This window comes from Streptomyces sp. NPDC057428, assembly GCF_042803195.1.
GTDB lineage: Bacteria > Actinomycetota > Actinomycetes > Streptomycetales > Streptomycetaceae > Streptomyces.
Genome location: NZ_JBHVCT010000041.1, coordinates 1 through 24,147, shown reverse-complemented (window position 1 = coordinate 24,147; position 24,147 = coordinate 1). Strand labels below are relative to the sequence as shown.

The following is a 24,147-nucleotide window of genomic DNA, read 5'->3' as shown; positions in this document are numbered from 1 at the left end:
GTCGTTGCGACAGTCTTGTTCAGGCCAAGGCGCTGGACGGCATCCTGACCGGCTCGGAGTCGAGGTTGGACGCCGTGCTCGACCTGGAGCTTCCCGAGGCCGAGGTGGTCAGGCGGATCGTGGGAAGGCGGCTGTGCCGTCGGAACCACGAACACATCTTCCACATCGAGTGCAGCCCACCTGAAGCGGCGGGAGCCTGCGACGTATGCGGCGGTGAGCTGTACCAGCGTGATGACGACCGCGAGACGACCGTTCGCAAACGGCTGAAGGTCTATCGCAGCGCGACGCACCCGGTCGTCGACCACTACCGGGCCCAGGGTCTGGTGGCCACGATCCCGGCCTTCGGTCAGGTCCAGGAGGTCCTGGACCGCGCTCGTCGCGATCGGCCGGGGCCAGGACAACGCCTCAGGCGCGTCGGGCTGTTGACCTTCGCACGGAGAGGTGCGGGGCTGCCGCCCCGGATGAGGGCCGCCGGCCGACCGGGCGAGTCGACCGACGAGTCCGCCCAGGGCCGCCACTCGACGCCCGTGCTGTCCCGGAAACGAAGACCGGCTGCCACGGCAGGGAGGTCCACGGCGTCGCGTCCCAGGTGTGAAGGCCATGCGGTCAGCTCCGGGAGCGGCGCGGCCCACCAGGAACTGCACGCAGACTGTAGGTTCTCGCTTTCGGTGTCATAACGCGACGCTGTGACCTGCAGGTCTTAGCGGTGTCTCACCCGGGTTGGCCAGCGTTCTGTCTCACGGCCGTGTCACTTCCTCGCAGCCACCGCAGCTCGCAGCCGAGGTCCCCCAAGGTCATCCAAAGAGCAGTTCAACGTTCGAGTCGACGCAGAACTTCAATACGATCACGAGCTGTCGCGCATCCTCGATGTGCCGCAAGAGAGTGGGGTCGCCTTCCTCGGTCTCCCACTTCCTGATGATCTCGGCCAGCCGGGGCAGAACCCTGGCGCAGTCGGCAGCGGATAGGTCGCCGGCATCATCAGGATGGTCAAGCAGAGGCTCAAGCGTCGATGTGATCTCGCTCCATTGTCGGTCCCCGCCGAAACCCCACATGTCCGGCAGTGCGAACCCCTCGGACTGCGCCAGCCGCTGGCGGAAGGCCTTGAAACCCGAGTAGGACCAGCTGACATCCGGGCTGGTGAGGTCACCATCCCCAGGGAACAGGCACAATCCCACGAAGCCTCCTCGATCAAGACTTCATGATCGAGCCGGCAGCGCGGGTGCGGCAAGTGACTATCGGCCCCGGGGCAGGGGCCGCGGTCACATGATCAGCGGATCTGCCATGAGGACGACTCGATCGGCCTCGACATCGAAGCCGAGCACCGGATGCCCGTAGTCGCCCTCCGGATCCATCATGACGGGCTTGCCCAGGCGTCGCCCGATCTCCCGCAGGAAGCCGCAGAAGACATCAAGTCGCTGCTGCCCCTGCAACTCCCGCAGGTCAACGTCGAAGTCGATGACCTTGTCGTCAAGGAAGCGAAAGATCGCCAGAACATCTGGAGCCGGCCAGACCCGCAGGTCCGGGCACTCAGCGTCCGCCGGACGAGACAGCACGGTTTCCGCCCGGGGCACCGGCAACACTGTCCCGCCTTCCGAGTACCGGCACTTCCAACCCCTCTCGCCGACAAGATCGAGGACCGCCTGCCAGTCCTGCACCGAACAGCCTGGGACATGCAGGTCCGGCAGCGACCCCATCGAGTCCGGTTCGAAGAAACAGCTCACGTCATCCCATAGAAGATCAGCCACATCGCCATGCTGCCCGGCTCCCCGATCCCACGCAGCCCCGTTTCCCTTGACCGCCCCTGGCTAGCAATCACGACGGCCGGGCTGTGATCTGCCGACGGGCGTCGTGCCAGAGCTCCTCGAACTCGACGGAGGTCAGCTCCTCCGGGTGGTGGCCTTCCCACTCGGAGACGGGCAGTTCCGCTGTGATCCCGAACCTGTTGTCGTACTCGTCGAGGTGGCTTGTGTCGCGGGCGTGCTGTCATTCGGCGAGGGAGGCGGCTGCAATCGGGGTCAGCTCAGGCCCTTCAAGCTCGATCTGTCGGGTCACCCAACCCTCAACGTCGACCTCGAAGTAGAACCAGACGTCTTCCTCGTCCCAGTAGCAGCGCATCCATGTCTTCACGAGCCCATGATGGCGGCTATCTGCGCGCCAGCCGCTGCGGTGTCCAATTCCTGTGGATCGTCATCTGGACTACTGGGATGCTCCTGCTGTGACCACCACGACGAGCGAACTGCAGACCGGCGCCGGATGGGACGGCCCCTATTACCGTGTCCTCGCCGAAGGGTTCGAGGCCCTGTTCCTTCCAAGCCCTGACGAGGTGCTTGATGAGGTCTGCAATGTGGATGTCGAGGTTCACCTTCCCGATGGCTCTCGCTGGAGCGCGACGATCTTCACCCTCGCCGAGGTGGACCGGCTGATGAGGAGATGGGCGGGGACCGGAGAAGCCGCAGGGGGCCGGTGCTTCTGGTGCTCAGACGGGCTGATCGTTCGGGACCCTGGCATCCAAGGCATGGTGGGCGTGATCGCCGAACTGCTTGCGTCGGACGAGTTCGACGGAGCCTTTCATCGCCTTTCCGACCCGGAGTGAACTCCGGATTTCACGACGCCGCACCATCTTGAGACGTGCGAATAGCCCTGAGCACCCTCCTCCCCAAGAGAGTCAGCGTCATGGGCCGGCCGCGTTCGGCTCTGACCAGCAGCGGTCCGCCGAGCTCTCGCTCGATCCGGTTGATCTGCGCGGCGAGGGTGAACGTGTTGAGACCGAGGCCACTCGCCGCCGCGCCCAGGCTGGGAAAGGCGGATGCAGCCGCGAACCGCCTCAAGCGTTCACTGGCACCCTGACCGCCTAGTGCTGGCCGGAGGACACGCGGCGCTCGATGGGCCTGGTCGACAGCGCGAAGTGCCTGACTGTGGCTGGCTCCCCCGCGTGATCGCAGCGGGACGTTGTGGGTGTGGGCCCAGCGGGCCATGTTCGCGGTGCTCATCCCGGCTTCTCGGGCGAGGTCCGGGAGGGTCCGGCGGCGGTGGACGTACTGCTCGATGAGCCAGGCCCGTTCGATGGTGCCGCGGCGTTTGTAGTCCTTGGGGCCCTCGCGGAGCGGGATGCCGTACTCCTTGTCGAGATCGGTCAGCACTCTGCGGGAGAAGCCGGTGAGGGTGGCGATCTGCTGAAGGGACCGGTGCTCGTCAAGGTAGAGCCGGGTCAGGGCGCTCTGCCGGAATGGCTTGCCGTGCATGCTGCCGGATGCGGCCGGTGGCCCTGGCGGCGCTCTTCGGCCGCGTCGGCCGCAGCTTGCCGTACGGACCCTCCGGCCGACCGGCGATATCCCGGTTCCGCTTCGTACTCAACCGGAACAACGGATGGCGTCGCTCCAGCTCCTCCAGCAGCCGAAACGCCGTCGCCCGACTCGCTGCGGCACAATCCCATCACCGAACCGCGCAATCACCCGAGACCGAGTCCGCTCAATCACCATCGTCCGCGACGGCCGTGACTGATCGGTGTGCTCGACCATCACCTCAACCGCCGTCTCCACCCACCGGTCGTCAACTCCCGAGTGGGGCTTCCCCGTTGCCCTCTTCGGTGCGAGCCCGGCTTCTCCGCGACGACGGAAATCAGCGACCACTGCTTCACGGCGCGAAGAGATACCCCCAGCTCATCGGCCTTGGCCGTGTATCGCGCCTCCCACGGTCGCTCCGGGCGATACTCCGGGCGCGGCTCACCGTCGCGTGCCAGTTCCGGGGATCCAGATCGGTATCCCGTCAGAACCTCCCGGACGTGTTCGGCGCGTTCAAGAACCTTCGCCCGTGCTGAGCTATCGAGCTGGCCCAGTACGACCGAAGCGATCTCCTCTTCGTCGTCAGCTGACGGCCCCGGTCCGTCTGGGCTGACAGCGGCACGGTCGGAGAACAGGAGTTCCTTGAGTGAGAGCCGCAGCAACCGCCCCTGGCCGTCCTTCAAGACCACCTCGTTGCCTGCCGTGGTCGCGGCCATCTCCACCACCTCGACAGCCTCCCCGTCGTAGCGGAAGCGCGTACCGACCCCGAGCCGAGCCGCCGCCCTGCTCACGCCGCCCACCTCAGAACGTGCGAAGGGCTGAGCGTCCGATCGAGGTCGGTGACAAGAGATTGTGTCCAGAGCAAATGGTGGATAGCGGAGCGGACTTGAGGTTTCGGACGATCCGGTAGACAGCCCACGGCCTGCCCCAGAGGGACACCGTCGAGTTCAGCTTCCCGAAGCTCTTCCAAGACTTCGGCGCTGAACAGCCAATCCCTTCGATAGCCCGCCAGGAACCGGATGTTCTCCAGCTCCGCGGCCGGGGGCTCGCTCCAGACTTCGTACTTCCATCCACGTGATTCGACCGCCCGCCGGGTCCAGTCAAAGGTGAACGCAACCTCCGGTTTGGACAACTCGTGCAGCGGCTTGACGTCGACGACCACCGGAACCTGCCCGGTGAGCAGGAGATAGTCAGGGATGTGCCGACGGACCTTCGCCTCCAGCACCGCCTTCAGCAAGAAGGGCTGGGCAACGATGCCGCGTACCGCAGGATCGAAGTCAGCGAAGAGTAACCGGGTGAGCTCCAGGCGCGACTCGTAGATCACGTGATCGCGCATCGTCGCCGACCAGTAGGTGCCCGAGTAGTGCTTCTGGCCCTTGTGCCAGCGGAACGTCCGCCAGGGCATGGTCGAAGCCAGACCTGGCTGGCTCGGTAGCCCAGAACCGATCTTCGACGACCTGGCCGTTCCGACGACGCATGCTCACAGTCGCAGCGATGTCCACCGCACCCCCCAGCCCACAACACGAGTGACTCTCCGTGTAGCCAAGGTGCCAGTGCTCGCTCGCCGCGTGGAGGGGTCGGCACTTTCCTTCACTCGGAAGAGCGAAGGCTCCGAGCTGCGTGTCCTGTCGCAGTGCAGCTGACAGATCGTGGGCCGCTGACCTGCTGGGTTGCCATGTCGTTTGAGAACGCCGCGGGCCGGCGTTCTCAAACGGCATGGCTTTCACGGAAGCGCGCTGGTGTTGGGCAAGGACAGCTCAGCCGTCTCGCTCTTCGGCAAGGCTGCCCGTGGCCGTCCGGAGACGGTGCCAGGCCGCTTCCAGACGTTCGGCGTAGTCGGCGGCGAAGTTTCCAGGAAGCGCTTTGTCCAGTGTTCCCGCGATCTTGTGGATCGGGGCCCATGCGGCCGGATAGTCGACCAGGCGGCTGAGATCTGTCATCTGTACTCGCTCCAGCCAGTCCGAGAGGACCAGGGCCGGCCTCGTCGGGGGTGAGCTTGATCGTGATGTCGCTCTTCTCCATGACCGGAACTAATTAGTCGCGCTTGGGCCAGATCGGGCCTTGGTCGGTCCAGATGACGCCCTTGTTGCGGCACAGACAGAAGGGGTGGCCGATCGGGTCGGTGTAGACCTGCCAGCCATAGCCGTTGGGGCCGATGAAGTCCTGCCTCAGCGTCGCGCCGAGGTCGAGGACGCGGAGCTGCTCGGACTTGATCTCGTCCACTTCGAAGTCGAGGTGGAACTGCTTGGGGTGCTCGCTGTCGGGCCACTGCGGAGCGCGATAGTCGTCCACCCGGATGAATGCCAGCTCGATCTCGCCGAACTGGATGCCAGCCCAGTCCTCGGAGCTGCCTTCCTTGATCGGACGGCCCGTCACCTCGGAGTAGAAAGCCGCCAGCTTCATCGTGTCCGGGCAGTCGATAATGAAATCGGTGAGTCGCAGCATCCCGCGATCTTGTCACAAGCTCACACCCGACTTCGAGACAGGCCAGTCGCGATCTCGATAGAGACAGAAGCGCCGGTAGAGGGGGTCCTGGGTTCCGAGGGTGGTGTAGATCCGCGCGAATCGTCGGCTCAGCTCGGCGGTTGTTGCCAGGTAGAGCTCTTTGGGGTCGAGGGCGGTTGTGGGCGGGTCGAGGATCAGGTGCGTCAGCATCACGATCTCGGGGAACGCCGCGAGGCGACTGCGGTCCTCAGCCGAGACCTTCTTGCTGACAGCGAGAGCTTCGACTCGGTCGAGGCGGTCAGTCCACTCCTTTCCGAGGTCGATCGGCATTCCGGAGGCGGACCAGTCCTCGACGATTCTCCGCGCCATGTCGAGGGCTTGTCGGACCTTGCGGTGACGGCGGGCGAGCTGGTCGAGTCGACGCTGGGCCTCGATGACTTCCGGCAAGGAGACGATCGGGATGTCGTGAGTGGAGCGGGTCCAAAGGTGATGCCGCAGGCAGAGGTGGACGTGGGCGGGCGCGAGGGTGATGACCACGGAAGCGGTGGGGCTGCGGCGGGCTGTGCAGCAGCGGCAGGGGCGGCTGATCAGCTGTTCCGTCCGCCGCCCGGGATCACGCGTGCTGAGGAAGTCGGCGAGCGCGGGCAGGGCCCAGGCGAGCTGGGACGTTGGACGCCCGGAGAGTGTGGCCAGACGTTCAGGCGAGTGGGGATCCCAGCCGGCTGTGGTGTTGCTGAGCGGGGAGAACTCCGGCGGCAGCGGACCCAGGAGGCGGGCGAGGAAGCCCGCGGGACGGTTGTTGGCGACGGCCAGGCGGTGGAGATAGGAACCGAGGGTCTCGTTATGGACGGGGCCGAGAGCGATGGGCAGCTGGCGGAGTTGGTCAGGCTGCGTCGGCATCCGGCCTCCGGCGGCGGGGGCGGCGGTTGCGGCGGTGTTCCTGGCGGGCGTCCTCGGCGGTCTGGTCGACCTCGATGGTCTCCAGAGTCTTGCGGGTGATGGCCTCGCTGCCGCTGATGATGGCCTCAAGGGCGGCGCCGCGGACGAGTTGGGAGAGGCTGCCGATCGCGCCGTCGGTGCGTTCGTGGAGGTAGCCGTCGAGTTTGACCAGGCTGCCGGGCTTGTGCCGGTGGAGTCGCAGGGCGTCTTCGAGCGAGGCGATCAGGTTCCGCCAGCTCTGCCGCTGTGCGGTGGTGCCGTAGGCGAACGGTTCGGTGTCGGTGACGGTGTATCGGCCGGCGATCTGCTGGCCACGGACACCGCTGAACAGGCCGCTCGCGGCGACATCGATGCCGGCGAGTACGAAGGTGGCGGGGATCCGCTCGGACAGGTATTTGAGCTGGTCGGAGGCTTCGGCCCCGGCCTGGGTGGCGAGGTTGAGGTTGTGGATCTCGTCAACGAGCGCGAGCTCGACGCGCATTTTGATCAGCAGGTCGCAAACGGCGTTGGTGATGGAGGTCTGGGTCTCTTGCCGGACGACCGGGAGGCCGAGAAACCGGGCGAACTCGATGGCGAGCATTTTCGGGGTGGCTCGGGGCGGGACGGTGACGTAGACGACCGGCAGCCGCCCTGCGGCGGCCGGGCCGAGCCGTTTGCGGACCAGGAGTTCATGGTGACGGCCGAGCTGGGCGATGGCCGTCGTCTTGCCGGTCCCGGCCTGGCCGGTGACGATCAGCCCGCGGCGGCCGGAGATCTGGTGCCGGTTGAGCAGGACCAGGCGGCGTCCGGTGGTGAACACGTTGCGGACGGTGGGGGTGGCCACGATCACGAGCCGGGAGTGGTAGTCCAGCCGGGGCTCGTTGTAAGCGAGCCGCTTCTCCTCGGCCAGGGCCTTGAAGGCCCGTAGCGAGAGCATCGGCGGACAGACCGGGGCGTCGTCGACGAACTGTCTCCAGCCGTCCTTGGTGGTCAGCGGGTTGTGCTCGTCATCATGGGCGTCGGGCGGAGTCACCACAGCGGATTCCCTTCCTCTTCCAGAGGGTTGAAGACGCCGAATGGGGTGACCGGCGCCTCCTCCGGACCCTCGTTCTCGCTGTCGTCCGCATCGGCGGACCGGGCGGGCGGGAGTGCGGGCCGTGCAGGGGCCTCAAGGGCTGCCCTGGTGCGGGCCATGACCTGCTCCGATCCGGCCGGCGGCTTCCCCGACCTGCGCAGCAGCTTGGCCAGGACCTGGGCGACGGCGGTCTCGCTGGTGTCGTCGCGGCCCTGGTCGGCGAGAAGCTGGCGTGCGTGACGCCAGGTGAAGTCGGCGAACGGGGCCCGGACCATGGGTAGATGGGTCCACGGGACTTCGATCCACCGGCGGCTGTCGCTTCGCCGTACCCAGACGCGGGAGACGTCGTAGGGGTCGTAGTGGACCTCCCACAGATCCTGCTTGCCCGTCACCCCGGACGGCTGCCTCCGCAGCCGGTTGAGCTCGGGGCTGTCGTAGGTGCGGTAGTTGACCTTGATTCCGTAGTCGTTGACGGCCCTCCAGACCGCGGGCAGCAGTTCGATGTAGTCCTCCGCCGACAGAGCGACGGGCAAGTATCCGGCGCGGGCGACGGCGATGGCGTACGACTCGTTCGGCGACAGCGTCCGCCCCGCCATATAGGGGTTGCGCAGACCCTCGTGCGGACGCTGCTGCCAGCAGATGATCCACTCGTCCAGGAGATCCTGGAGCTGGGCCAGGGTCCAGACCGCCTCGGAGGCCGGGTCGCTGCCGCGACGGGTGACATCGGAGCCGGTGTAGCCCGCGACGTACTGGCAGAACAGCGAGTTGATCGACGCGAACGTCCTCTCCACGATCGCCTTGTCCGTCGGAGTCCTGGGCCGGGCGAGCTGCAGGGAGATCCCCAGCAGCGAGCAGGCGGAGGAGAACGTGTCGGAGACGAACACCTTTCCGTGGTCGATCACGATGGTGTCCGGGACGATGACCGGCTTGGCCGCTGCTTTCTCCAACCGCGCGTCCACCGCCATGAGCCGCTGGTGCGGCAGGATCGAGTCCGACATCGCCAGGGTCTGGCTCCAGCCCGGCCGCATCGGCTCGGGAACCAGCATCCTTGCCAGCAGCACCGCGGCGTCGACGCCTTTCGTGCCCGCGGGCCTGAGCAGGGCCGCGCAGATCGTGCGCGTCGTGACATCGACCGCGATCGTCAGTTCCGGACGGGCCACGACTCCGTCGTCCAGCACCGCCATCACGTCCAGCCGCGTGGAGTCGATCTGCACGATCTCCCCGGGTCGGGCGGCCATGGAGGGGGTGAACGGCCCCACGGGCCGAAGAGCCCGCTGACGGCGGACCGTGGCCGGCCCGAAGGACTCGTTGTTCTTGGCGAGGCTGTTCACCAGCCGGTAGAAGGTCGCCCTCGTCGGCAGGAGCTTCACTGCTTCCTCGCCGTGCTTCGCGGCGAGGATCTGCTCGGCCTGCAGCATGAGCCGCTTGCGGTCGCCCGTCGAAAGGTCCGTCTGCCCGGCCAGTGCCTCGGTGACCGCCTCGACCACGCGCTCGTCCGTCCGTCCGGTGCCGGGGACCGGGGCCGGCGGTTTCCGGGACCGGCCGTCCACCAGTCCCCACAACCCCTCGGCCTCGTAGCGCTGCCGCATCCGCAGAAAGGTCCGCTTGCTTATCTGCTGCCCGCCGGCCGCCAGCTCGGCGACTTTGGCAGCTTCTCGCTCCATCAGCGTCCGCCAGGCCGGGTCGTACTCGGGCCGAGGAGTCGTGCCCTCCGGAGCGTCCGGAGGCAGCCCGGTGAGTACTTCCACCACGTGCTGTTCCCAGAACCGGGCCTGCTCGACGGCCGACGGCGGCAACGCGTCCACCAACGCGAACGGCGGCAGGACTCGTTCCGGGACCGCCTCCGGCCCCCGGTCCAGCACCTCGAAATCGGCGGCCGCCATCACGTAGCCGGCAGCCATGACACTGGTGTCGCCCTCGTCGCTGAGCAGTCGCAAGGCCGTTCCCTCCAGCCCGATGACCTGCTGGTTCCGGCACTCGAACCGGATCCGGTCCCCGACCCGCAGAACTCCGCGTGGTGCCAGTTCAGCCATGACTCACCGCCGCGCAGCCGATCATGGAGCCGTCTCCCAGCGGCACCGCCAGGTCAAGGCTCAGGTCCCCGCACCACAGCAGGTGGTAAAGCGTCGGCAGGACGGACAGCGGGTCCCCCACTGCTTGGGCACCGTCTATGAGTAACCGCGGGTCGTCGAAGGCGTCCATGAGCCGTCTCGCGACGTCGCCGACCCGGTTGCGTGGATGCCGATAGCCCGACAGCCAGCGGACGTTGGCCATCTCCACCGGATCGGGCTCGTGCACCAGCGCGAAGGACCAGCAGCCCATCTCCTGGCACATCGCCTCGGTCCCCGAGAACTTCACCGCGTCCTCCGGGCCGACCCGGTCCGCCGGCCGGACATCGACGACCAGGCCCGAGCCGTCCTCCAGACGCGCGAAGTAGTCCGGCGTATGCGAGATCCGGCGCTTCTCTCCTTGCCATGTCACCCGGAACGGCTGCGAGGCAAGCCCCACCACCCGCCGGTCATGATCGAGGAGCATGGCCCGGTCCCGCTCCAGCCACGACTCAAACCCCACCAGCGACTGCGTTGTCGCAGCCCAGTACCAGCCCGTGAAGTGCCGCTGCCCGCGATACGACGGGAACCGCCGCACCGGGAGCACCGACTCGAACCGAACCCGGGACACCGCCTCCAGCACGGACTTCCGCAGCCCGCCACCCTCACCGTCCGCCCACTCGACATCGACCAGACCCAGATCCATCGCCACCCCCGGCTCCGCGTACCTGCCGAAAACGACGGTGACAGGTACAGCGAGAACCGGACCAGGGAAATGAGATCAAACCCCACGTACGGGGCAAACGTCATCGCTCAGTGCGCGACGCAATGAGAATCCGCCACCACGAACGAGAAGCGGTGAGAATCCGACAACCGCGGTGCGACAGGACAGCTGCGAGTCTCATGATGGCTGCATAAGTGCCATCCATATGCAGTCGACCCTGAGATTATGAAGCTGAATTTGAGACCCTACAAAGACACTGTAGGGTCTCGCGGCCCGTGGCACAGGCCGGGCCGCTGACCAGCGGCTTTCAATCCGTCTCACGGCGATGGCACACGGCTCAGTCTCACGAAACGTGGCACTTCCTCCGCGCTTTGCGAAGGCGCAGGCCCCTGACCTGCGCGTCTCACAAATATGCCGTCATGTGCCAAGATCGAATGAGACTGTGCCACGAGATTTGAGACCCTACACAGATGTAGGATCCTGCGGCTCGTGTCATAGAGCATCGCTCTGACCTGCAGCTTCTCTTTGAGTCTCACGGCGTGGCGGGCTTGATCAATCTCACGGACGTGGCAGATTCCTCCACACGTGGGGCAGGCTGCCTCGGTGACCTCGAACGCGACGCCCCCTGCCCCGCATGAGCCACTCCCGGCCGATGCTTCCTTGTATCCAGACCTGGCGTCCGCCGGCAGTTTCGCCGGAGCGCTGGAGGCCGTGGCTGCTGAGCTCGGTCTCTCCCTGGGCAGGGTTCTTGTGGATGGTTCGAACCCGCTCCGGTCGGCAGGCGTCGAGAGCACGGTGGCTGACCGTGAGGCGTGCTGGATCAGCCTGGGGTCTGTGGAGCGGTGGTTCATCTTCAGCGGTTGGTCCATGGGGGTGCAATTGGTCTCGGGCGCGACTCAGGACTTGGGCGAGATGGCACGGGCCCTGGAGGCATGGCGGAACGGCCTGAGGCTCAAAGAGATCCGCGAGGTGAGCCCATTCGTCAAGGTCACCGAGCTGGCCGAAGCCCATGAAAAGGGTCCGGCCGAGGCAGTCGCAGTGAAGTGGCGCTTGCTCCTTGAAGGCCTGCGCGAAGATTCGGACCGTCTGGAGCTCGCCCATCGGACACTGAAGGTTGCCGAGCTTGCGCATGCCGAGCGACAGCTGCGCCAGCTGCTTCCGTTCACCAGCCACTGGTCGCTTCATTTCACAACCTGCACTGGGTTCCCGTACTCATGGGACGTGCCGTTCATCGATCCGCTGAGCGACGGGCGATATCGAGTCTGTGGCCCCTCACGAGGAAGAGTGATCGGTGAGGCGGACACCGCTCAGCACGCGATCGCTTTGGTGGTAGGCGGGCTTCCGGCGAACTGCGGACCAGCAGTCGCCGGCACTGTCAACGATCAACAGTCTTCGTAGTTCCTCCTCCACCCGTCCGATCTCATGACGGCCGGGCTGCGATCTGCCGACGGGCGGAGTTCCAGACCTCCTCGAACTCGTCGAAGGTCAGCTGCTCCGGATCGTGGCCTTCCCACTCGGAGACGGGCTGTTCGGCTGTGATCCCGAACCTGTTGTCGTACTCGTCGAGGCGGCCTGCGTCGTATGCCCGCTGCCACTCGGCGAGAGAGGCAGCTGCGATCGGGGTCAGCTCGGGCCCTTCGAGTTCGATCTGCCGGATCACCCAGCCTTCGGCGTCGACCTCGAAGTAGAACCAGGTGTCTTCCTCGTCCCAGTAGCAGCGCATCCATGTCTTCACGAGCCCATGATGGCGGCGGTCTGCACGCCAGCCGCTGCGGTGTCCAATTCCTGTGGATCGTCATCTGGACTACTGGGATGCTCCTGCTGTGACCACCACGACGAGCGAACTGCAGACCGGCGCCGGATGGGACGGCCCCTATTACCGTGTCCTCGCCGAAGGGTTCGAGGCTCTGTTCCTCCCGAGCCCTGACGAGGTGCTCGATGAGGTCTGCAATGTGGATGTCGAGGTTCACCTTCCCGATGGCTCTCGCTGGAGTGCGACGATCTTCACCCTCGCCGAGGTGGACCGGCTGATGAGGAAGTGGGAGGGGACCGGAGAAGCGGCAGGGGGCCGGAGCTTCTGGTGCTCGGACGGGCTGATCGTTCGGGACCCTGGCATCCAAGGCATGGTGGGCGTGATCGCCGAACTTCTTGCGTCGGGAGAGTTCGACGGAGCCTTTCGTCGCCTTTCCGCCTGGAGTAAACTCCGGATTTCATGACCCTGCACCATCTTGAGACGTGCGAATAGCTCTGAGCACCCTCCTCCCCAAGGGGGTCAGCGTCATGGGCCGGCCTCGTTGGGCTCTGACCAGCAGCGGTCCGCCGAGCTCTCGTTCGATCCGGTTGATCTGCGCGACGAGGGTGAAGGTGTTGAGACCGAGGCCGCTCGCCGCCGCGCCGAGGCTGGGAAAGGCGGATGCAGCCGCGAACCGGCTCAAGCGTTCACTGGCACCCTGACCGACTAGTGCTGGCCGGAGGAGACGCGGCGCTCGATGAGCCTGGTCGGCAGCGCGAAGTGCCTGGCTATGGCTGGCTCCTCCGCGTGATCGCAGCGGGATGCTGTGGATGTGGGCCCAGCGGGCCATGTTCGCGGGGCTCATGCCGGTTTCGCGGGCGAGGTCTGGCAGAGTCCGGCGGCGGTGGACGTATTGCTCGATGAGCCAGACCCGTTCGATGGTGCCGCGGCGCTTGTGGTCCTGGGGCCCTCGGAGCGGGATGCCGTATTCCTTGGCGAGATCGGTCAGCACTCTGCGGGAGAAGCCGGTGAGGGTGGCGATCTGCTGGAGGGACCGGTACTCGTCGAGGTAGAGCCGGGTGAAGCGCTCTGCCGGAAGGGCTTGCCGGGCCTGCTGCCGGATGCGGCCGGTGGCCCTGGCGGTGCTCGTCGTCAGCGGGGGTGCAGGGGCTGGATGTTCGTCGAGGACATGTCGGATGGCCTCGACGGTCGTGCCCAGGACCTGGGCGGCGTGCTGAACGGGGTGCTGGCGTTCTCGGACGAGCTGGTGCAGGCGGGGTAGGTCGACGTGTGCCGGGTCGGGGCCGGGAAGGGAGAGCCCTGCCAGCAGGGTGGCGGGAGGCTGCCAGGTCACGGGCTCGTCGTGGATGTGGTGTGAGGCCAGGAAGTTGAGGGCTTCCTGCTGGAGGGCGTGCGCGAGTTCGGGGGTCTGAAGCGCGGTGAACCGTAAGGACGTTGCCCGGAACTCTGCGCTGTCGAGCCCGCCCAGTTCGTCGGGGACAGACTCGGCGGGCAGGCCGCTGAGACGTTGGAAGAGCTGGCTGCGTGCGATGCGTTCGCGCCGTCCGGTTCCTGGTGGTGTTCCGGTGCGGCGGCAGATCTCCAGCCAGCGGTCGTGAGGAAGCAGGCCGGTGTAGTCCAGGAGTCGGCGCCGGCCGTAGTCGATGGGGGTGCTGTTGGCATCGAGGTAGTCCGCGAGCCGGTCCAGGGCAGTGGCGGTGTCCGGCCATTGCGGAAGGTCGTCGAGTTCCTGGAGGAGGCGTGAGACCTCAGTGCCGTCGATGGCGTCGCCGATCAGCCCGGCTGCCTGGTCCAGGGATGTGCGGCTGTCGGGAATCAGCAGCAGGGCGGCGAGAACGGGGGCCAGAGCCCGCGCATGGATTCCTTCAGGTGGTGCGAGCCGGATCGTCCAGGGCGGCCAGAACATCGTGGGGATCTTCCTGGCTCGCTGCTCGATGTCCCGAGTGGTCCTGGCCGGTCGGCGGGGGGTCTCGGTCGTGATGCGGTAGCGGACGTATTCGCTGGGGCGGAGGGAAGGGGCGAGGGCGGCCAGGTGCACGGACTGCAGCACCGGGCTGATGCCCCTGCCCCAGTTGTCGATGCTGGTCGCCGAGATCTGCGTGAGTTCCTCGCGTACTGCTTCCAGCAGGCCGCGCATGGCCTCGCCGGCTGGGTGGATTCCTGGTTGCTCCAGGATGCTCAGGGCCATGGTGACCGCGACGGCCGTGTCTGCGGCTCGGGGCGGGGCCATGAACCCCGGACGTTCCATCGTCTGTCCGGTGTGCGGGGAGACCGCACCGGTGCTGAGGTGCGCTTCTGCGATGTCAGCGGGGATCTGTTCTCGTAGGACAGCCGCGGGCAGGTCGCTCAGGACGCGGATGCCCAGGGCCCGGATGTCCGCCAGCACCGCCGATGCCGGCTGGGGAGAGGTTTGGTAGGGGCCGAAGGCAGCCGGTGACCCGTCGATGATCTCCATCACTCGGTCTTGTGCCATGAGAACCGGATGGCCAGGAGACAGGAGAAGCGTCGAAGCGCGGGTCAGATCGGTGCCGCAGCCAGCCGAAAACGAGCGAGTGGGGCGGGTCGGTGGATTGCCGCAGAATTCGGACTGAGGGACCGACCGGCCGGAACGGGGCCGCTGCCGCAGCACCCTCCCGCAGTGCGGGCAGCAGTCCGCCAGCAGTCTGCGGTGCCGGGTGCAGGCGAAGGAGAATCCGAGCCTCCAGGACAATTGCCATCGCCCACCAGTGGCAAGAAGGCACTTCGGGCAGAACCGGGATCCCCCTCCGCGGCCCCAAAGGACGTGCCGTGACACGGCCCGGCCTCCGGCACTCATGTGGAGGGCCCGTCCGTCGTAATGCGCCAAGGTCAGGGCAGCGACTGTCTCCGGGGACGTCCCGGTGGCGTGCGCGACGGCATTGGTCAGCTGTTCGTCGAGGACGATCGTCCAGTCTGCCGGGATGCCCCTGAACTGGTCTCCGGCCCGGTGCCGGACCGGGAAGCCGAAGTGCAGCAGGACATCACCGAGTGCGGTGTCCATCCGGCTGGCCGTCGCCTCCAGCCATGAGTCCAGGGCCTCGCCGGGCAGTGGAGGCAGCCGGATCGGCAGGGTGCGGACCGGCGTTCTCATGTGGGTCGTCGGCTCCGGGGCCGCGGACGACTGGTCAGCCGTTTCCTCTCCAGCGCGGCCTGAAGTTCGAGGCGGGCAGCCTCGGATGCCTCGTCGTTCTTCACCCTGTCCATGAGCTCCTGGTCAAGACGTTCGGCGCCGGTGCGGACCGCCCGCTGGCAGCTGCGGTTGATCAGCGTCATCAGCGAGCCGATGTGTCCGGTGCTGCGGGCGAAGAGGTAGTCCGACAGGTCGTCCGCGACCATGCCGGGGTGCTTGTCGGTGAGCACGACGCGCTGTTCGAGGGCCAGCAGCATCTGCCGCCATTCCCGACGACCGGCCTCCGTATCGATGGTGAACGGACGAAGCCCGAGGCGGGTGGTGCGGCGGCCGGTCTGGGCCAGAGCTGTGTCGCGCCCGTTCGTTCCTTCGCCGAACAGGCCCTTCTTCGCGAGCTCGACCCCCACCATCAGCAACGTCACCGGGAACTCGTTGGCGATCCACTTCAGGTGGTTGCTCACCTCTATGCCGCTCTTCTGTCCCCATTTCAAGAAGTGCAGATCGTCCAGAACCACCAGGCGGACATCGCAGGACAGCACGCAGTCCAGCACCCGCCGTCCGAACTGGGCGGTGGTCCCCCGCATCTGTCCGGGGTGTCCGAAGAACTCCAGCATGGCCCGGTTGAGATCCTTCATTCCGGTGTTCCCGGTCAGTCCGACCCGGCAGACCGGGATCCGCTCGTGCCCTTGGCTCGTGAACGCTCCCGACTCCTCGATCTCCCGCTGGTGGAAGTCGCGGGCGAAGGCGAGCACCGAGGTTGTCTTGCCCAGCCCCGGGAACGCGTCGACGGCCACTGCACCTTTGGCCTTGTCGCCGTCCTGCTCATTGCTGTCGACGATGTCCCATAGGTCTTCATGGAGCTCTGTCAGTTGCGGCGTCTTGACCGGGCCGATGTTCGCGTGCCACTGCCGGCGCTGACGGTCGTAGTCCGCCCGCGCCTGTGTGGGCAGGGACTTCAGCTGCTTGCGGGTCAGCAGGTCGGGCCGGCTGCGGCGAGGGCTCTCTGCGAACGCCTTGAAGTCCTCCTTCCGCGACAAGGCAAGACTGCCCGGATGCGGAACGCTGCCGTCGTTCACACGTCCTCCAGGGCATCGGCGTAGAAGTCGTCCTCCCCGGCGAGGTCCTCCAGATCGGCCTCGTCGTCATCCCCCGTCTCCGTCACCACGTCGGGCTCCCGCAGTTCCGCGGTCTGCTCGTCCTGGCCGAGGGCCTTGCGTACGGACGGAAGCGAGACGACCGTCTCCGCCTCACTCTCCGGAAGCTCGATGGCGGCCTGCTCGCGCGAGAGCCGCAGGGCCATGCGCCGCTCGGCGATCGTGGTGCCCAGCCCGAGATTCCACCGCTCCAACAAATCAGCGACGGCAAGCCGGTCGTCAGGAAAGCGATACTTCGAGGCCGCCAGCTGCCGGGCGAACGTCAACGCGTCCTCGCTCAGCGGCATCTCGGCCGACGGCGCGTGCTCCCAGACCAGCGTGCGCCAAGCCCGAGTAGCCGGATCGCGGAAGTAGATCCGGGTGATGTCGTCGGGGTCCACCTGGAAAGGCCAGCCGTTCTTGACCGGACCGTCGTAGGGGCTGCGGACGCCCGGCTCCGGCAGGCCGGGGCCGCTGTAACGGCGGCGGCCGATCTCGACCCCGTAGTGCTGGACCGTGCGCCACTTCGTCTGCAGGAACTCGAAAGCTAGGTCCCGGTCGCGGGGTGCTTCGATGTAGCCAGCCCGGGCCATGCCGTGCTCGAACATCTTCGCCGGGGACATCCGCAGCCCCGGCAGGCCCGGATCAACCAGACCCGAGTGCGGCCGGCAGTGATAGACCGCCGCGGTCCACTCCCGGATGATCGCCTCAAGCTCGTCGAGGAAGAAGAACGCGTCGTCCTCCGGGCTCTCGCCCCGCGAGTGAATGTCGGGCCCCTTGTAGCCGGGCAGCACCTGCAGCAGCCCCTCCCGCAGGGTCCGGAAGTAGCGCTCGACCGGCCCCTTGTCGCGGCCCGTCCGGAGCCGGGCCGGCTGGATGGAGATGCCCATCCGTCGGCAGACGCTGGTCAAATGCTCCGAGACGTAGACCTTGCCGTGGTCGACGACCAGCGTCTCGGGAACCAGAGGAGGCGAGGCCAGGCCCGGCCCTGTGGCGCCTTCGACGTCGACCAGGACGGTGCGGGGAATGCCGTGCTCGGGCCAGACCGCGTGCCGCGGCCAGTCCCGCCCCGCCAGCCGCGGCCGAAACGACTGGAACAGCACCGCACTGACATCCACCGCCTTCGTCGAGACCGGAGTCAGCCGGATCCCCGTGATGCAGCGGGAGTACCAGTCCATCCCGACACTCAACTCGGCCTGAACCCACTTCAGGGTCAGCGGGTCGAACGCGAAGACGTCCAGGCGCGTGGAGTCCATCAGCAGATACTCGCCCGGCCGCGTCGGCCGCAGCTTCCCATACGGACCCTCCGGCCGACCAGCGATATCCCGGTTCCGCTTCGTACTCAGCCGGAACAGCGGATGACGTCGCTCCAGCTCCTCCAGAAGGCGAAAGGCCGTCGCCCGGCTCGGCTGCGGCACCACGCCCTCACCGAACCGCGCGATCACCCGAGCCCGGGTCCGCTCGATCACCACCGTCCGCGACGGCCGCGACTGGTCGGTGTGCTCTACCATCACTTCCACCGCGGTCTCCACCCACCGGTCATCGACCGAGATCCGTGACCGTTCCGACCGCGTTCCCCTCGGTGCAAGCCCGGCCTCACCATGCTGAAGAAACCCAGCGACCCAGCGCTCAATGGTGCGGGTCGTCACGCCAAGTTCCGCCGCCTTCGCCGCCTTCCTCGCTTCCATCGGCACTGCCGTGGCGTAGGCGGCCTTCGGCTCGTCCCCGGCCGCCAACTCCCCGCTGCCGGAGCGATAACCGGTCAGCACCTCGCGGACGTGCCCAGCTCGCTCCAGGACCTTCTGCCTCGCCTCCGCATCGAGCTGCCCGAGGACCACGGAGGCGATCTCGCCTTCGTCATCCGCGGACGGTCCCGGGCCATCAGGACTGATCGCGGCACGGTCAGAGAACAGCAGTTCCTTGAGCGACAGTCGTAGAAGCCGCCCGTGGCCATCCTTCAGAACTACTTCGTTGCCCGCCGTGGTCGCGGCCATCTCCACCACCTCGACGGATTCCCCGTCGTAGCGGAAGCGCGTACCAACTCCGACTCGAGTCGCCGCCCTGCTCACGCTGGCCTCCGCAGGATGTGCGAAGGGCCGAGGGGCCGGTCGAGATCGGTTACGAAAGCCTGCGTCCAGAGCAAATGGTGGATAACGGAACGGACTTGAGGTTCTGGATGATTGGGCAGACACCCCATGGCCTGTCCCAGAAGGAGTCCGTCGAGATCTGCATCCCGCAGCGCTTCCAAAATCTCGGGGTTGAACAGCCAGTCCCTGCGGTAACCCGCGAGGAACCGGATGTTCTCCAGCTCTGCGGCCGGAGGCTCACTCCAGACCTCGTACTTCCAGCCCCGCGACTCCACCGCCCTCCGGGTCCAGTCGAAGGTGAACGCCACCTCCGGCTTGGACAACCGCTGCAGCGGCTTGACGTCGACAACTACCGGCACCTGCCTGGTGAGCAAGAGGTAGTCCGGGATGTGCCGACGCACCTTCCCCTCCAGCACCGTCTGCAGCAGAAAGGGCTGGGCCACGATGGCGCGTACGGACGGATCAAAATCGGCGAAGAGCAGACGCGACAGCTCAAGTCGTGACTCGTAGATCACGTGGTCGCGCATCGTCGCCGACCAGTAGGTGCCCGAGTAGTGCTTCTGGTCCCTGTACCAGCGAAACGTCCGCCACGGATGAGCCGTCTGCAGCAACGCCGGTGCCACAGAGGCCCAGGAACACTCTTCAACCCCGCCAACGTGCCCACGAAAGCTGACCGTCGCTTCCATCCCCACTCCCGAGTTGGAGTTGCCCTCGGCAGCACGATGCTCCCGTCCAACACGCCGACGGGAGCACACCAGCAACACTTTCACTCGAACGAGGTACGGCAGCGACCTGCGAATCTCAGCTCAGTGTCGGATCCGACTTCAATCCGACATCGACCGTGAGATTCCGACACGAAATTTGAGATCCTACAACAGACACCTCTCAGGTCTGCGCCATGTCCACGAAGCGCGAGTAGTGGCCCTGGAACGCCACGGTGATCGTCGCCGTCGGGCCGTTACGGTGCTTGGCGACGATCAGGTCCGCCTCGCCCGCACGGGGCGACTCCTTCTCGTACGCGTCCTCACGGTGGAGCAGGATCACCATGTCGGCGTCCTGCTCGATGGAACCGGACTCACGCAGATCGGAGACCATCGGCTTCTTGTCGGTGCGCTGTTCGGGTCCACGGTTCAGCTGGGAGAGGGCGATGACCGGCAACTCCAGTTCTTTGGCCAGGAGCTTGAGGTTTCGGGACATGTCCGAGACCTCCTGCTGACGGCTCTCGGCCCGCTTGGCGCCTCCGGACTGCATCAGCTGCAGATAGTCGATGACCACCAGCTTCAGATCGTTGCGCTGCTTGAGGCGACGACACTTCGCCCGGATCTCCATCATGGACAGGTTCGGCGAATCGTCGATGTAGAGCGGGGCGGCGGAGACGTCCGGCATGCGCCGGGCCAGCCTCGTCCAGTCCTCGTCGGTCATCGTGCCCGACCGCATGTGGTGCAGCGCCACACGTGCTTCGGCGGACAGCAGGCGCATCGCGATCTCGTTTCGCCCCATTTCCAGGGAGAAGATCACGCTCGGCAGGTTGCTCTTGATCGAGCAGGCACGGGCGAAGTCCAGGGCCAGCGTGGACTTACCCATGGCGGGACGGGCCGCGATGACGATCATCTGACCGGGATGCAGCCCGTTCGTCAGGGCGTCGAGATCGGTGAAGCCGGTGGGCACACCGGTCATCTCGCCGCTACGGGACCCGATGGCCTCGATCTCGTCGAGAGCCCCTTCCATGATGTCGCCCAGCGGGAGGTAGTCCTCACTGGTGCGCTGCTCGGTGACGGCGTAGATCTCGGCCTGGGCGGAGTTGACGATCTCGTCGACGTCGCCGTCCGCCGCGTATCCCATCTGCGTGATCTTCGTGCCGGCCTCGACCAGGCGGCGGAGCACCGCCCGCTCGTGGACGATCTCCGCGTAGTACGAGGCGTTGGCCGCGGTGGGCACGGACTGGACCAGCGTATGCAGATACGGCGCTCCGCCGACCTTGGTGATCTCACCGCGCTTGACCAGTTCGGCCGCCACGGTGATCGGGTCGGCCGGCTCCCCCTTTGCATAGAGGTCGAGGATCGCCGTGAACACGGTCTCGTGGGCCGGCCGGTAGAAGTCGTGTCCCTTGATGATCTCCACAACGTCGGCGATGGCGTCCTTGGAGAGGAGCATGCCGCCGAGGACGGACTGTTCGGCGTCGAGATCCTGCGGAGGCACCCGCTCGAAGCCGGACGACCCGCCGTCCCAGCCGCTCTCGCGCCCCCGTTCGTGCTGCTCGTCGCGCCCCTTGCCCTCTCCTCGGCGCTGACGGGACACGGGCAGACGGTCGCTGGGACCGACGTCGGCCCAGGGATCGTCCAAAGGCTCGGGAATGCTCACCGGGCCACCTCCTCCCGTCCGCGTCGCGGACCTAGCCGTGCCACTCTTTCTTACGGCACGGCACCGACAAACAAGACGCCCGACTCCGGTTCCGGCGCGTCAGGTTCTGCGGTTTTTCAAGCCGAGACGAAGTGCGGGCGCCGCACCACGGTAGGCCCGTCCGCACCGTCAGCCAATCTGGTTATCCACAGGGCATGTGGACGACGGACCAGATGCTGTGGAGAACTCGGCAGAACCTGTGCACGGACCGGGGGACAGCACTGTGGACAAACTCATACCGCCTCACCCGTGGAGCGCTTGACCTGGCCTTTCTTCGTCCACGGCCTGTGGGAGAGAAAAACTTTTGCCCTCAGTTCAAGATCACCGTAACCCGCCCCCAACGGAGGTCGTTACAACGGATCGAGTAAGGACCCCAAGAGGTTTGCATCTCTTACCTGTGGAAGATTAGATTGACCCCCATGACTCAGGCCTCAGCCGGCCAGCGGCCGTCTCCCCGCAGGCACGATCGCGAGATCATCGCTCTCGCTGTTCCCGCCTTCGGCGCGCTCGTCGCGGAGCCGCTTTTCGTGATGGTCGACAGCGCAATCGTCGGCCATCTCGGCACCCCGCAACTGGCCGGCCTGGCCATCGCAGCGGCCCTGTTGACCACCGCGGTCAGCGTCTTCGTCTTTCTCGCCTACGCCACCACAGCTGCCGTCGCCCGCCGGGTCGGCGCGGGCGATCTCGCTTCCGCCATCCGCCAGGGCATGGACGGCATCTGGCTCGCCCTCCTGATCGGTGCGGCGGTAGTCGCTCTCGCCCTCCCCCTGGCCCCATGGCTGGTCGATGCCTTCGGTGCGTCCGACACCGCTGCGCCTTATGCCACCACTTACCTACGGATCTCCATCCTCGGCGTTCCCGCGATGCTCATCGTCCTGGCGGCCACGGGTGTGCTGCGCGGACTACAGAACACCCGCACGCCTCTGTACGTCGCGATCGGCGGATTCGCGGCCAACGGCGCCCTCAACGTCGCCCTCGTCTATGGCGCAGGACTCGGGATCGCGGGGTCCGCATGGGGAACGGTCGTCGCCCAGGCAGGGATGGCGCTCGTCTACCTGATCGTCGTGGTACGCGGGGCGCGTCGGCATGGAGCCTCGTTGCGTCCGGACCTAGCGGGTATCCGCGCCAGCGCACAAGCGGGCGTTCCCTTGTTGATCCGCACGCTCTCGCTGCGCGCGGTCCTGCTCATCGCCACAGCGGTGGCCGCGCGACTCGGCGACACGGATATCGCCGCGCACCAGATCATCCTGTCGCTCTGGAGTCTCACAGCTTTCGCGCTCGACGCGATCGCCATCGCGGGTCAGGCCATCATCGGCCGGTACTTGGGAGCGAGCGACACGGAAGGCGCCCGCGAGGCCTGCCGGAGGATGGTCCAGTGGGGGATCATGTCCGGGTTGGCACTCGGCTTGCTGATCGTCCTCGCCAGACCGCTGTTCGTCCCCTTGTTCACCAGCGACGACGGCGTGCAGAGCGCTCTGCTCCCTGCACTACTCGTGGTGGCCCTCTCCCAGCCGATCTGCGGTGTGGTCTTTGTGCTGGACGGAGTGCTCATGGGGGCGGGTGACGGTCGATACCTCGCCTGGGCCATGATCCTGACTCTGGCAGTCTTCGCTCCGTTCGCACTCCTCGTCCCCAGCCTCGAGAGTGGGCTCACCGCTCTCTGGGGGGCGATGACATTGATGATGGGAGTACGGCTGGTGACCCTCTGGTGGCGTATGCGTTCCGGCCGCTGGATCGTCACCGGTGCCACACGCTGACCCGAGACATGCTGACCGAGACACGGTGATCGGTGACACGCTGACCGAGACACGGTGATCGGTGCCGAGTGACCGGTGCACGGGTGACCAGTGCACGGTATTTCAACCAGCCCCGTTTCACGTGAATCGGGTAGGAGGGCCGGGTCGCCCGGCCCTCCTCCCACACCACCGGACATGCGGGTCACGCATCCGGCGGTTCATCGGGCTGATCTCAACCGTTGCCAGGTCGGCTTGAGCATCTTCAGGCCTAGGTCGTCCCAGTAGGAGTTGGGCAGCCCCCGCTGAAGGACGGCAGACCCCGCGATCCGCCAGTAGCCTTTGCTGCTGCTCGCCCATTCACGGGCGGCGCGCTCGGGGATCCCGAGTGCGAGCAGGTTCCGGCGCCTGGCCGCGAAGCGTTTCCATTCCTTCCAGCGGATCTGCCGCATCCTGCGGCGGAGCCATTCCTCCAGGTCCCGGAACGGCCTGGAGGCGTCCGAGAGCTGGAAGTAGCCCATCCATCCGGCCATGTACTGGTTGATCTTCGCGATACGTTCGTCCATCGCGATGCTCCACCGGCGTGAGGTGAGCTCCCGGATGCGGTCCTTCCAGCGCGCCAGCGCCTTCGGATCGACCCGGATCTTCACCCCGCTCCGGGTGAAGTAGAAGCCGAACCCCAGCAGCGTTGCGGCGGAGGCCCGTACCACCTTCGACTTCTCCCGGTTGACCTTCAGTTTCAGCCGCTGCTCGACCACGGCCGTGACCGAGGCGAGCACTCTGTGGGCGGCCCGTTCGCTCCGCACGAAGATCCGCAGATCGTCGGCGTAACGCACGAACCTGTGACCGCGCTTGAACAGTTCCCGGTCCAGGTCGTCGAGCATGATGTTCGACAACACGGGCGACAACGGGGAGCCCTGCGGGGTTCCCTCCGCGCTCGGCTGTTTCACGCCGTCCACCATGATCCCGGCTTCCAGGTACCTGCGGACCAGCTTCAAGACCCTGCGGTCACTGACCTTGCGCGCCACCCGCGCCATCAAAACGTCATGCTGGACCCGGTCGAAGAACCGGTCCAGGTCAACGTCCACGACCCACCGGTTGCCGTCCTCGATCGCCCGCCGCGCGACCCGGACCGCCTGATGAGCGGACCGGCCAGGACGGAAACCGAAGGACGACCCCGAAAACTCCGGGTCGAAAATGGGCATGAGCACTTGCGCGATGGCCTGCTGGATCAAGCGGTCCAGCACCCGCGGCACCCCCAGCATCCGCTCGCCGCCGCCAGGCTTCGGGATAATCACCTGACGGACCTGTCAATGGCCTTGAAGTTCTCCCCGTAGGCGGCCGCGGTTTCGCCCCGCTGGCGGCCTGCAAGATCTCCCCGCTGGCGGCCAGATATCTCCCC

General features: G+C 66.5%; 20 protein-coding genes and 4 pseudogenes. 5 read left to right on the top strand and 19 right to left on the bottom strand.

Going from position 1 to position 24,147, the window contains the following annotated elements; translation table 11 throughout:
• Window positions 1-20: 20 nt before the first annotated feature.
• Window positions 21-426 (top strand): annotated as a pseudogene (locus ACFU5K_RS17780) (adenylate kinase family protein); the annotation flags it as partial.
• A 368-nt stretch (window positions 427-794) separates the two neighbouring features.
• On the opposite strand, the gene ACFU5K_RS17775 reads toward ACFU5K_RS17780, so the two are convergent.
• The 3 genes and pseudogenes from ACFU5K_RS17775 to ACFU5K_RS17765 all read right to left on the bottom strand — a co-directional run bounded on the left by ACFU5K_RS17775 (window position 795) and on the right by ACFU5K_RS17765 (window position 2,115).
• Window positions 795-1,175: a hypothetical protein gene (locus ACFU5K_RS17775; protein WP_200695357.1), complete on the bottom strand. Its 381-nt coding sequence runs from the start codon at window positions 1,173-1,175 to the stop codon at window positions 795-797.
• Window positions 1,176-1,259: 84 nt separating this feature from the next.
• Entirely contained in the window at window positions 1,260-1,745 is a 486-nt protein-coding gene (locus tag ACFU5K_RS17770; RefSeq protein WP_384062288.1) for a hypothetical protein, read from the bottom strand.
• 67 nt (window positions 1,746-1,812) lie between these two features.
• A pseudogene (locus tag ACFU5K_RS17765) lies at window positions 1,813-2,115 on the bottom strand (hypothetical protein).
• 100 nt (window positions 2,116-2,215) lie between these two features.
• On the opposite strand from ACFU5K_RS17765, the gene ACFU5K_RS17760 reads away from it, so the two are divergent.
• Window positions 2,216-2,593, top strand: a complete 378-nt coding sequence (locus ACFU5K_RS17760; protein ID WP_384062285.1) for a hypothetical protein — start codon at window positions 2,216-2,218, stop codon at window positions 2,591-2,593.
• A gap of 10 nt (window positions 2,594-2,603) precedes the next feature.
• On the opposite strand, the pseudogene ACFU5K_RS17755 reads toward ACFU5K_RS17760, so the two are convergent.
• The 8 genes and pseudogenes from ACFU5K_RS17755 to ACFU5K_RS17720 all read right to left on the bottom strand — a co-directional run bounded on the left by ACFU5K_RS17755 (window position 2,604) and on the right by ACFU5K_RS17720 (window position 10,473).
• Window positions 2,604-4,072, bottom strand: a pseudogene (locus tag ACFU5K_RS17755) (LysR family transcriptional regulator).
• Window positions 4,069-4,686, bottom strand: a complete 618-nt coding sequence (locus ACFU5K_RS17750; RefSeq protein ID WP_384062282.1) for a TnsA-like heteromeric transposase endonuclease subunit — start codon at window positions 4,684-4,686, stop codon at window positions 4,069-4,071. Before ACFU5K_RS17750 ends, ACFU5K_RS17755 begins: the two are co-directional and overlap by 4 nt.
• A gap of 352 nt (window positions 4,687-5,038) precedes the next feature.
• A complete protein-coding gene (locus ACFU5K_RS17745; protein WP_327122118.1) occupies window positions 5,039-5,221 on the bottom strand; it encodes a hypothetical protein in 183 nt (60 codons plus the stop codon).
• Between the two features lie 94 nt (window positions 5,222-5,315).
• Window positions 5,316-5,726: a VOC family protein gene (locus tag ACFU5K_RS17740; protein WP_327122119.1), complete on the bottom strand. Its 411-nt coding sequence runs from the start codon at window positions 5,724-5,726 to the stop codon at window positions 5,316-5,318.
• 12 nt (window positions 5,727-5,738) lie between these two features.
• The gene (locus ACFU5K_RS17735) at window positions 5,739-6,626 is read right to left on the bottom strand and encodes a TniQ family protein (RefSeq protein WP_384062278.1); all 888 of its coding nucleotides are present in this window, start codon (window positions 6,624-6,626) and stop codon (window positions 5,739-5,741) included.
• Entirely contained in the window at window positions 6,610-7,680 is a 1,071-nt protein-coding gene (locus tag ACFU5K_RS17730) for an AAA family ATPase (RefSeq protein WP_384062275.1), read from the bottom strand. The genes ACFU5K_RS17735 and ACFU5K_RS17730 overlap by 17 nt, the downstream gene beginning before the upstream one ends.
• Window positions 7,674-9,752 carry a Mu transposase C-terminal domain-containing protein gene (locus ACFU5K_RS17725; protein ID WP_384062272.1) on the bottom strand — a complete coding sequence of 693 codons (2,079 nt, stop codon included), beginning with the start codon at window positions 9,750-9,752 and terminating at the stop codon, window positions 7,674-7,676. The genes ACFU5K_RS17730 and ACFU5K_RS17725 overlap by 7 nt, the downstream gene beginning before the upstream one ends.
• Window positions 9,745-10,473, bottom strand: a complete 729-nt coding sequence (locus tag ACFU5K_RS17720) for a TnsA-like heteromeric transposase endonuclease subunit (protein WP_384062352.1) — start codon at window positions 10,471-10,473, stop codon at window positions 9,745-9,747. Before ACFU5K_RS17720 ends, ACFU5K_RS17725 begins: the two co-directional genes overlap by 8 nt.
• A 621-nt stretch (window positions 10,474-11,094) precedes the next feature.
• On the opposite strand from ACFU5K_RS17720, the gene ACFU5K_RS17715 reads away from it, so the two are divergent.
• A complete protein-coding gene (locus ACFU5K_RS17715; RefSeq protein ID WP_384062270.1) occupies window positions 11,095-11,889 on the top strand; it encodes a DUF6193 family natural product biosynthesis protein in 795 nt (264 codons plus the stop codon).
• Window positions 11,890-11,911: 22 nt separating this feature from the next.
• Here ACFU5K_RS17715 and ACFU5K_RS17710 read toward each other — a convergent pair whose 3' ends face one another.
• Entirely contained in the window at window positions 11,912-12,214 is a 303-nt protein-coding gene (locus ACFU5K_RS17710) for a hypothetical protein (RefSeq protein WP_384062350.1), read from the bottom strand.
• Window positions 12,215-12,314: 100 nt separating this feature from the next.
• Between ACFU5K_RS17710 and ACFU5K_RS17705 the strand changes: the two genes are divergently transcribed.
• Entirely contained in the window at window positions 12,315-12,707 is a 393-nt protein-coding gene (locus ACFU5K_RS17705; RefSeq protein WP_384062267.1) for a hypothetical protein, read from the top strand.
• Here ACFU5K_RS17705 and ACFU5K_RS17700 read toward each other — a convergent pair.
• The 6 genes and pseudogenes from ACFU5K_RS17700 to dnaB form a co-directional block, all read right to left on the bottom strand.
• Window positions 12,702-14,717: a LysR family transcriptional regulator gene (locus ACFU5K_RS17700; RefSeq protein ID WP_384062347.1), complete on the bottom strand. Its 2,016-nt coding sequence runs from the start codon at window positions 14,715-14,717 to the stop codon at window positions 12,702-12,704. The two genes, ACFU5K_RS17705 and ACFU5K_RS17700, sit on opposite strands and share 6 nt — an antisense overlap.
• A 243-nt stretch (window positions 14,718-14,960) precedes the next feature.
• Window positions 14,961-15,353, bottom strand: a pseudogene (locus ACFU5K_RS17695) (TniQ family protein); the annotation flags it as partial.
• The gene (locus ACFU5K_RS17690) at window positions 15,350-16,468 is read right to left on the bottom strand and encodes an AAA family ATPase (RefSeq protein WP_384062265.1); all 1,119 of its coding nucleotides are present in this window, start codon (window positions 16,466-16,468) and stop codon (window positions 15,350-15,352) included. The gene ACFU5K_RS17690 and the pseudogene ACFU5K_RS17695, both read right to left, overlap by 4 nt.
• Window positions 16,465-18,594, bottom strand: coding sequence for a transposase (locus ACFU5K_RS17685; protein ID WP_384062262.1), 2,130 nt, complete (start codon window positions 18,592-18,594; stop codon window positions 16,465-16,467). Before ACFU5K_RS17685 ends, ACFU5K_RS17690 begins: the two co-directional genes overlap by 4 nt.
• The gene (locus ACFU5K_RS17680) at window positions 18,591-19,298 is read right to left on the bottom strand and encodes a TnsA-like heteromeric transposase endonuclease subunit (RefSeq protein WP_384062260.1); all 708 of its coding nucleotides are present in this window, start codon (window positions 19,296-19,298) and stop codon (window positions 18,591-18,593) included. The genes ACFU5K_RS17685 and ACFU5K_RS17680 overlap by 4 nt, the downstream gene beginning before the upstream one ends.
• A 199-nt stretch (window positions 19,299-19,497) precedes the next feature.
• Window positions 19,498-20,955 (bottom strand): replicative DNA helicase, encoded by a 1,458-nt coding sequence (gene dnaB / locus ACFU5K_RS17675; protein ID WP_384062346.1) that lies wholly within the window; start codon window positions 20,953-20,955, stop codon window positions 19,498-19,500.
• A gap of 476 nt (window positions 20,956-21,431) precedes the next feature.
• Here dnaB and ACFU5K_RS17670 point away from each other — a divergent pair, with 476 nt between their 5' ends.
• Window positions 21,432-22,769, top strand: coding sequence for an MATE family efflux transporter (locus tag ACFU5K_RS17670; protein WP_384062257.1), 1,338 nt, complete (start codon window positions 21,432-21,434; stop codon window positions 22,767-22,769).
• A gap of 197 nt (window positions 22,770-22,966) precedes the next feature.
• On the opposite strand, the gene ltrA is transcribed toward ACFU5K_RS17670, so the two are convergent.
• A complete protein-coding gene (ltrA, locus tag ACFU5K_RS17665) occupies window positions 22,967-24,043 on the bottom strand; it encodes a group II intron reverse transcriptase/maturase (protein ID WP_384062255.1) in 1,077 nt (358 codons plus the stop codon).
• Window positions 24,044-24,147 lie beyond the last annotated feature (104 nt).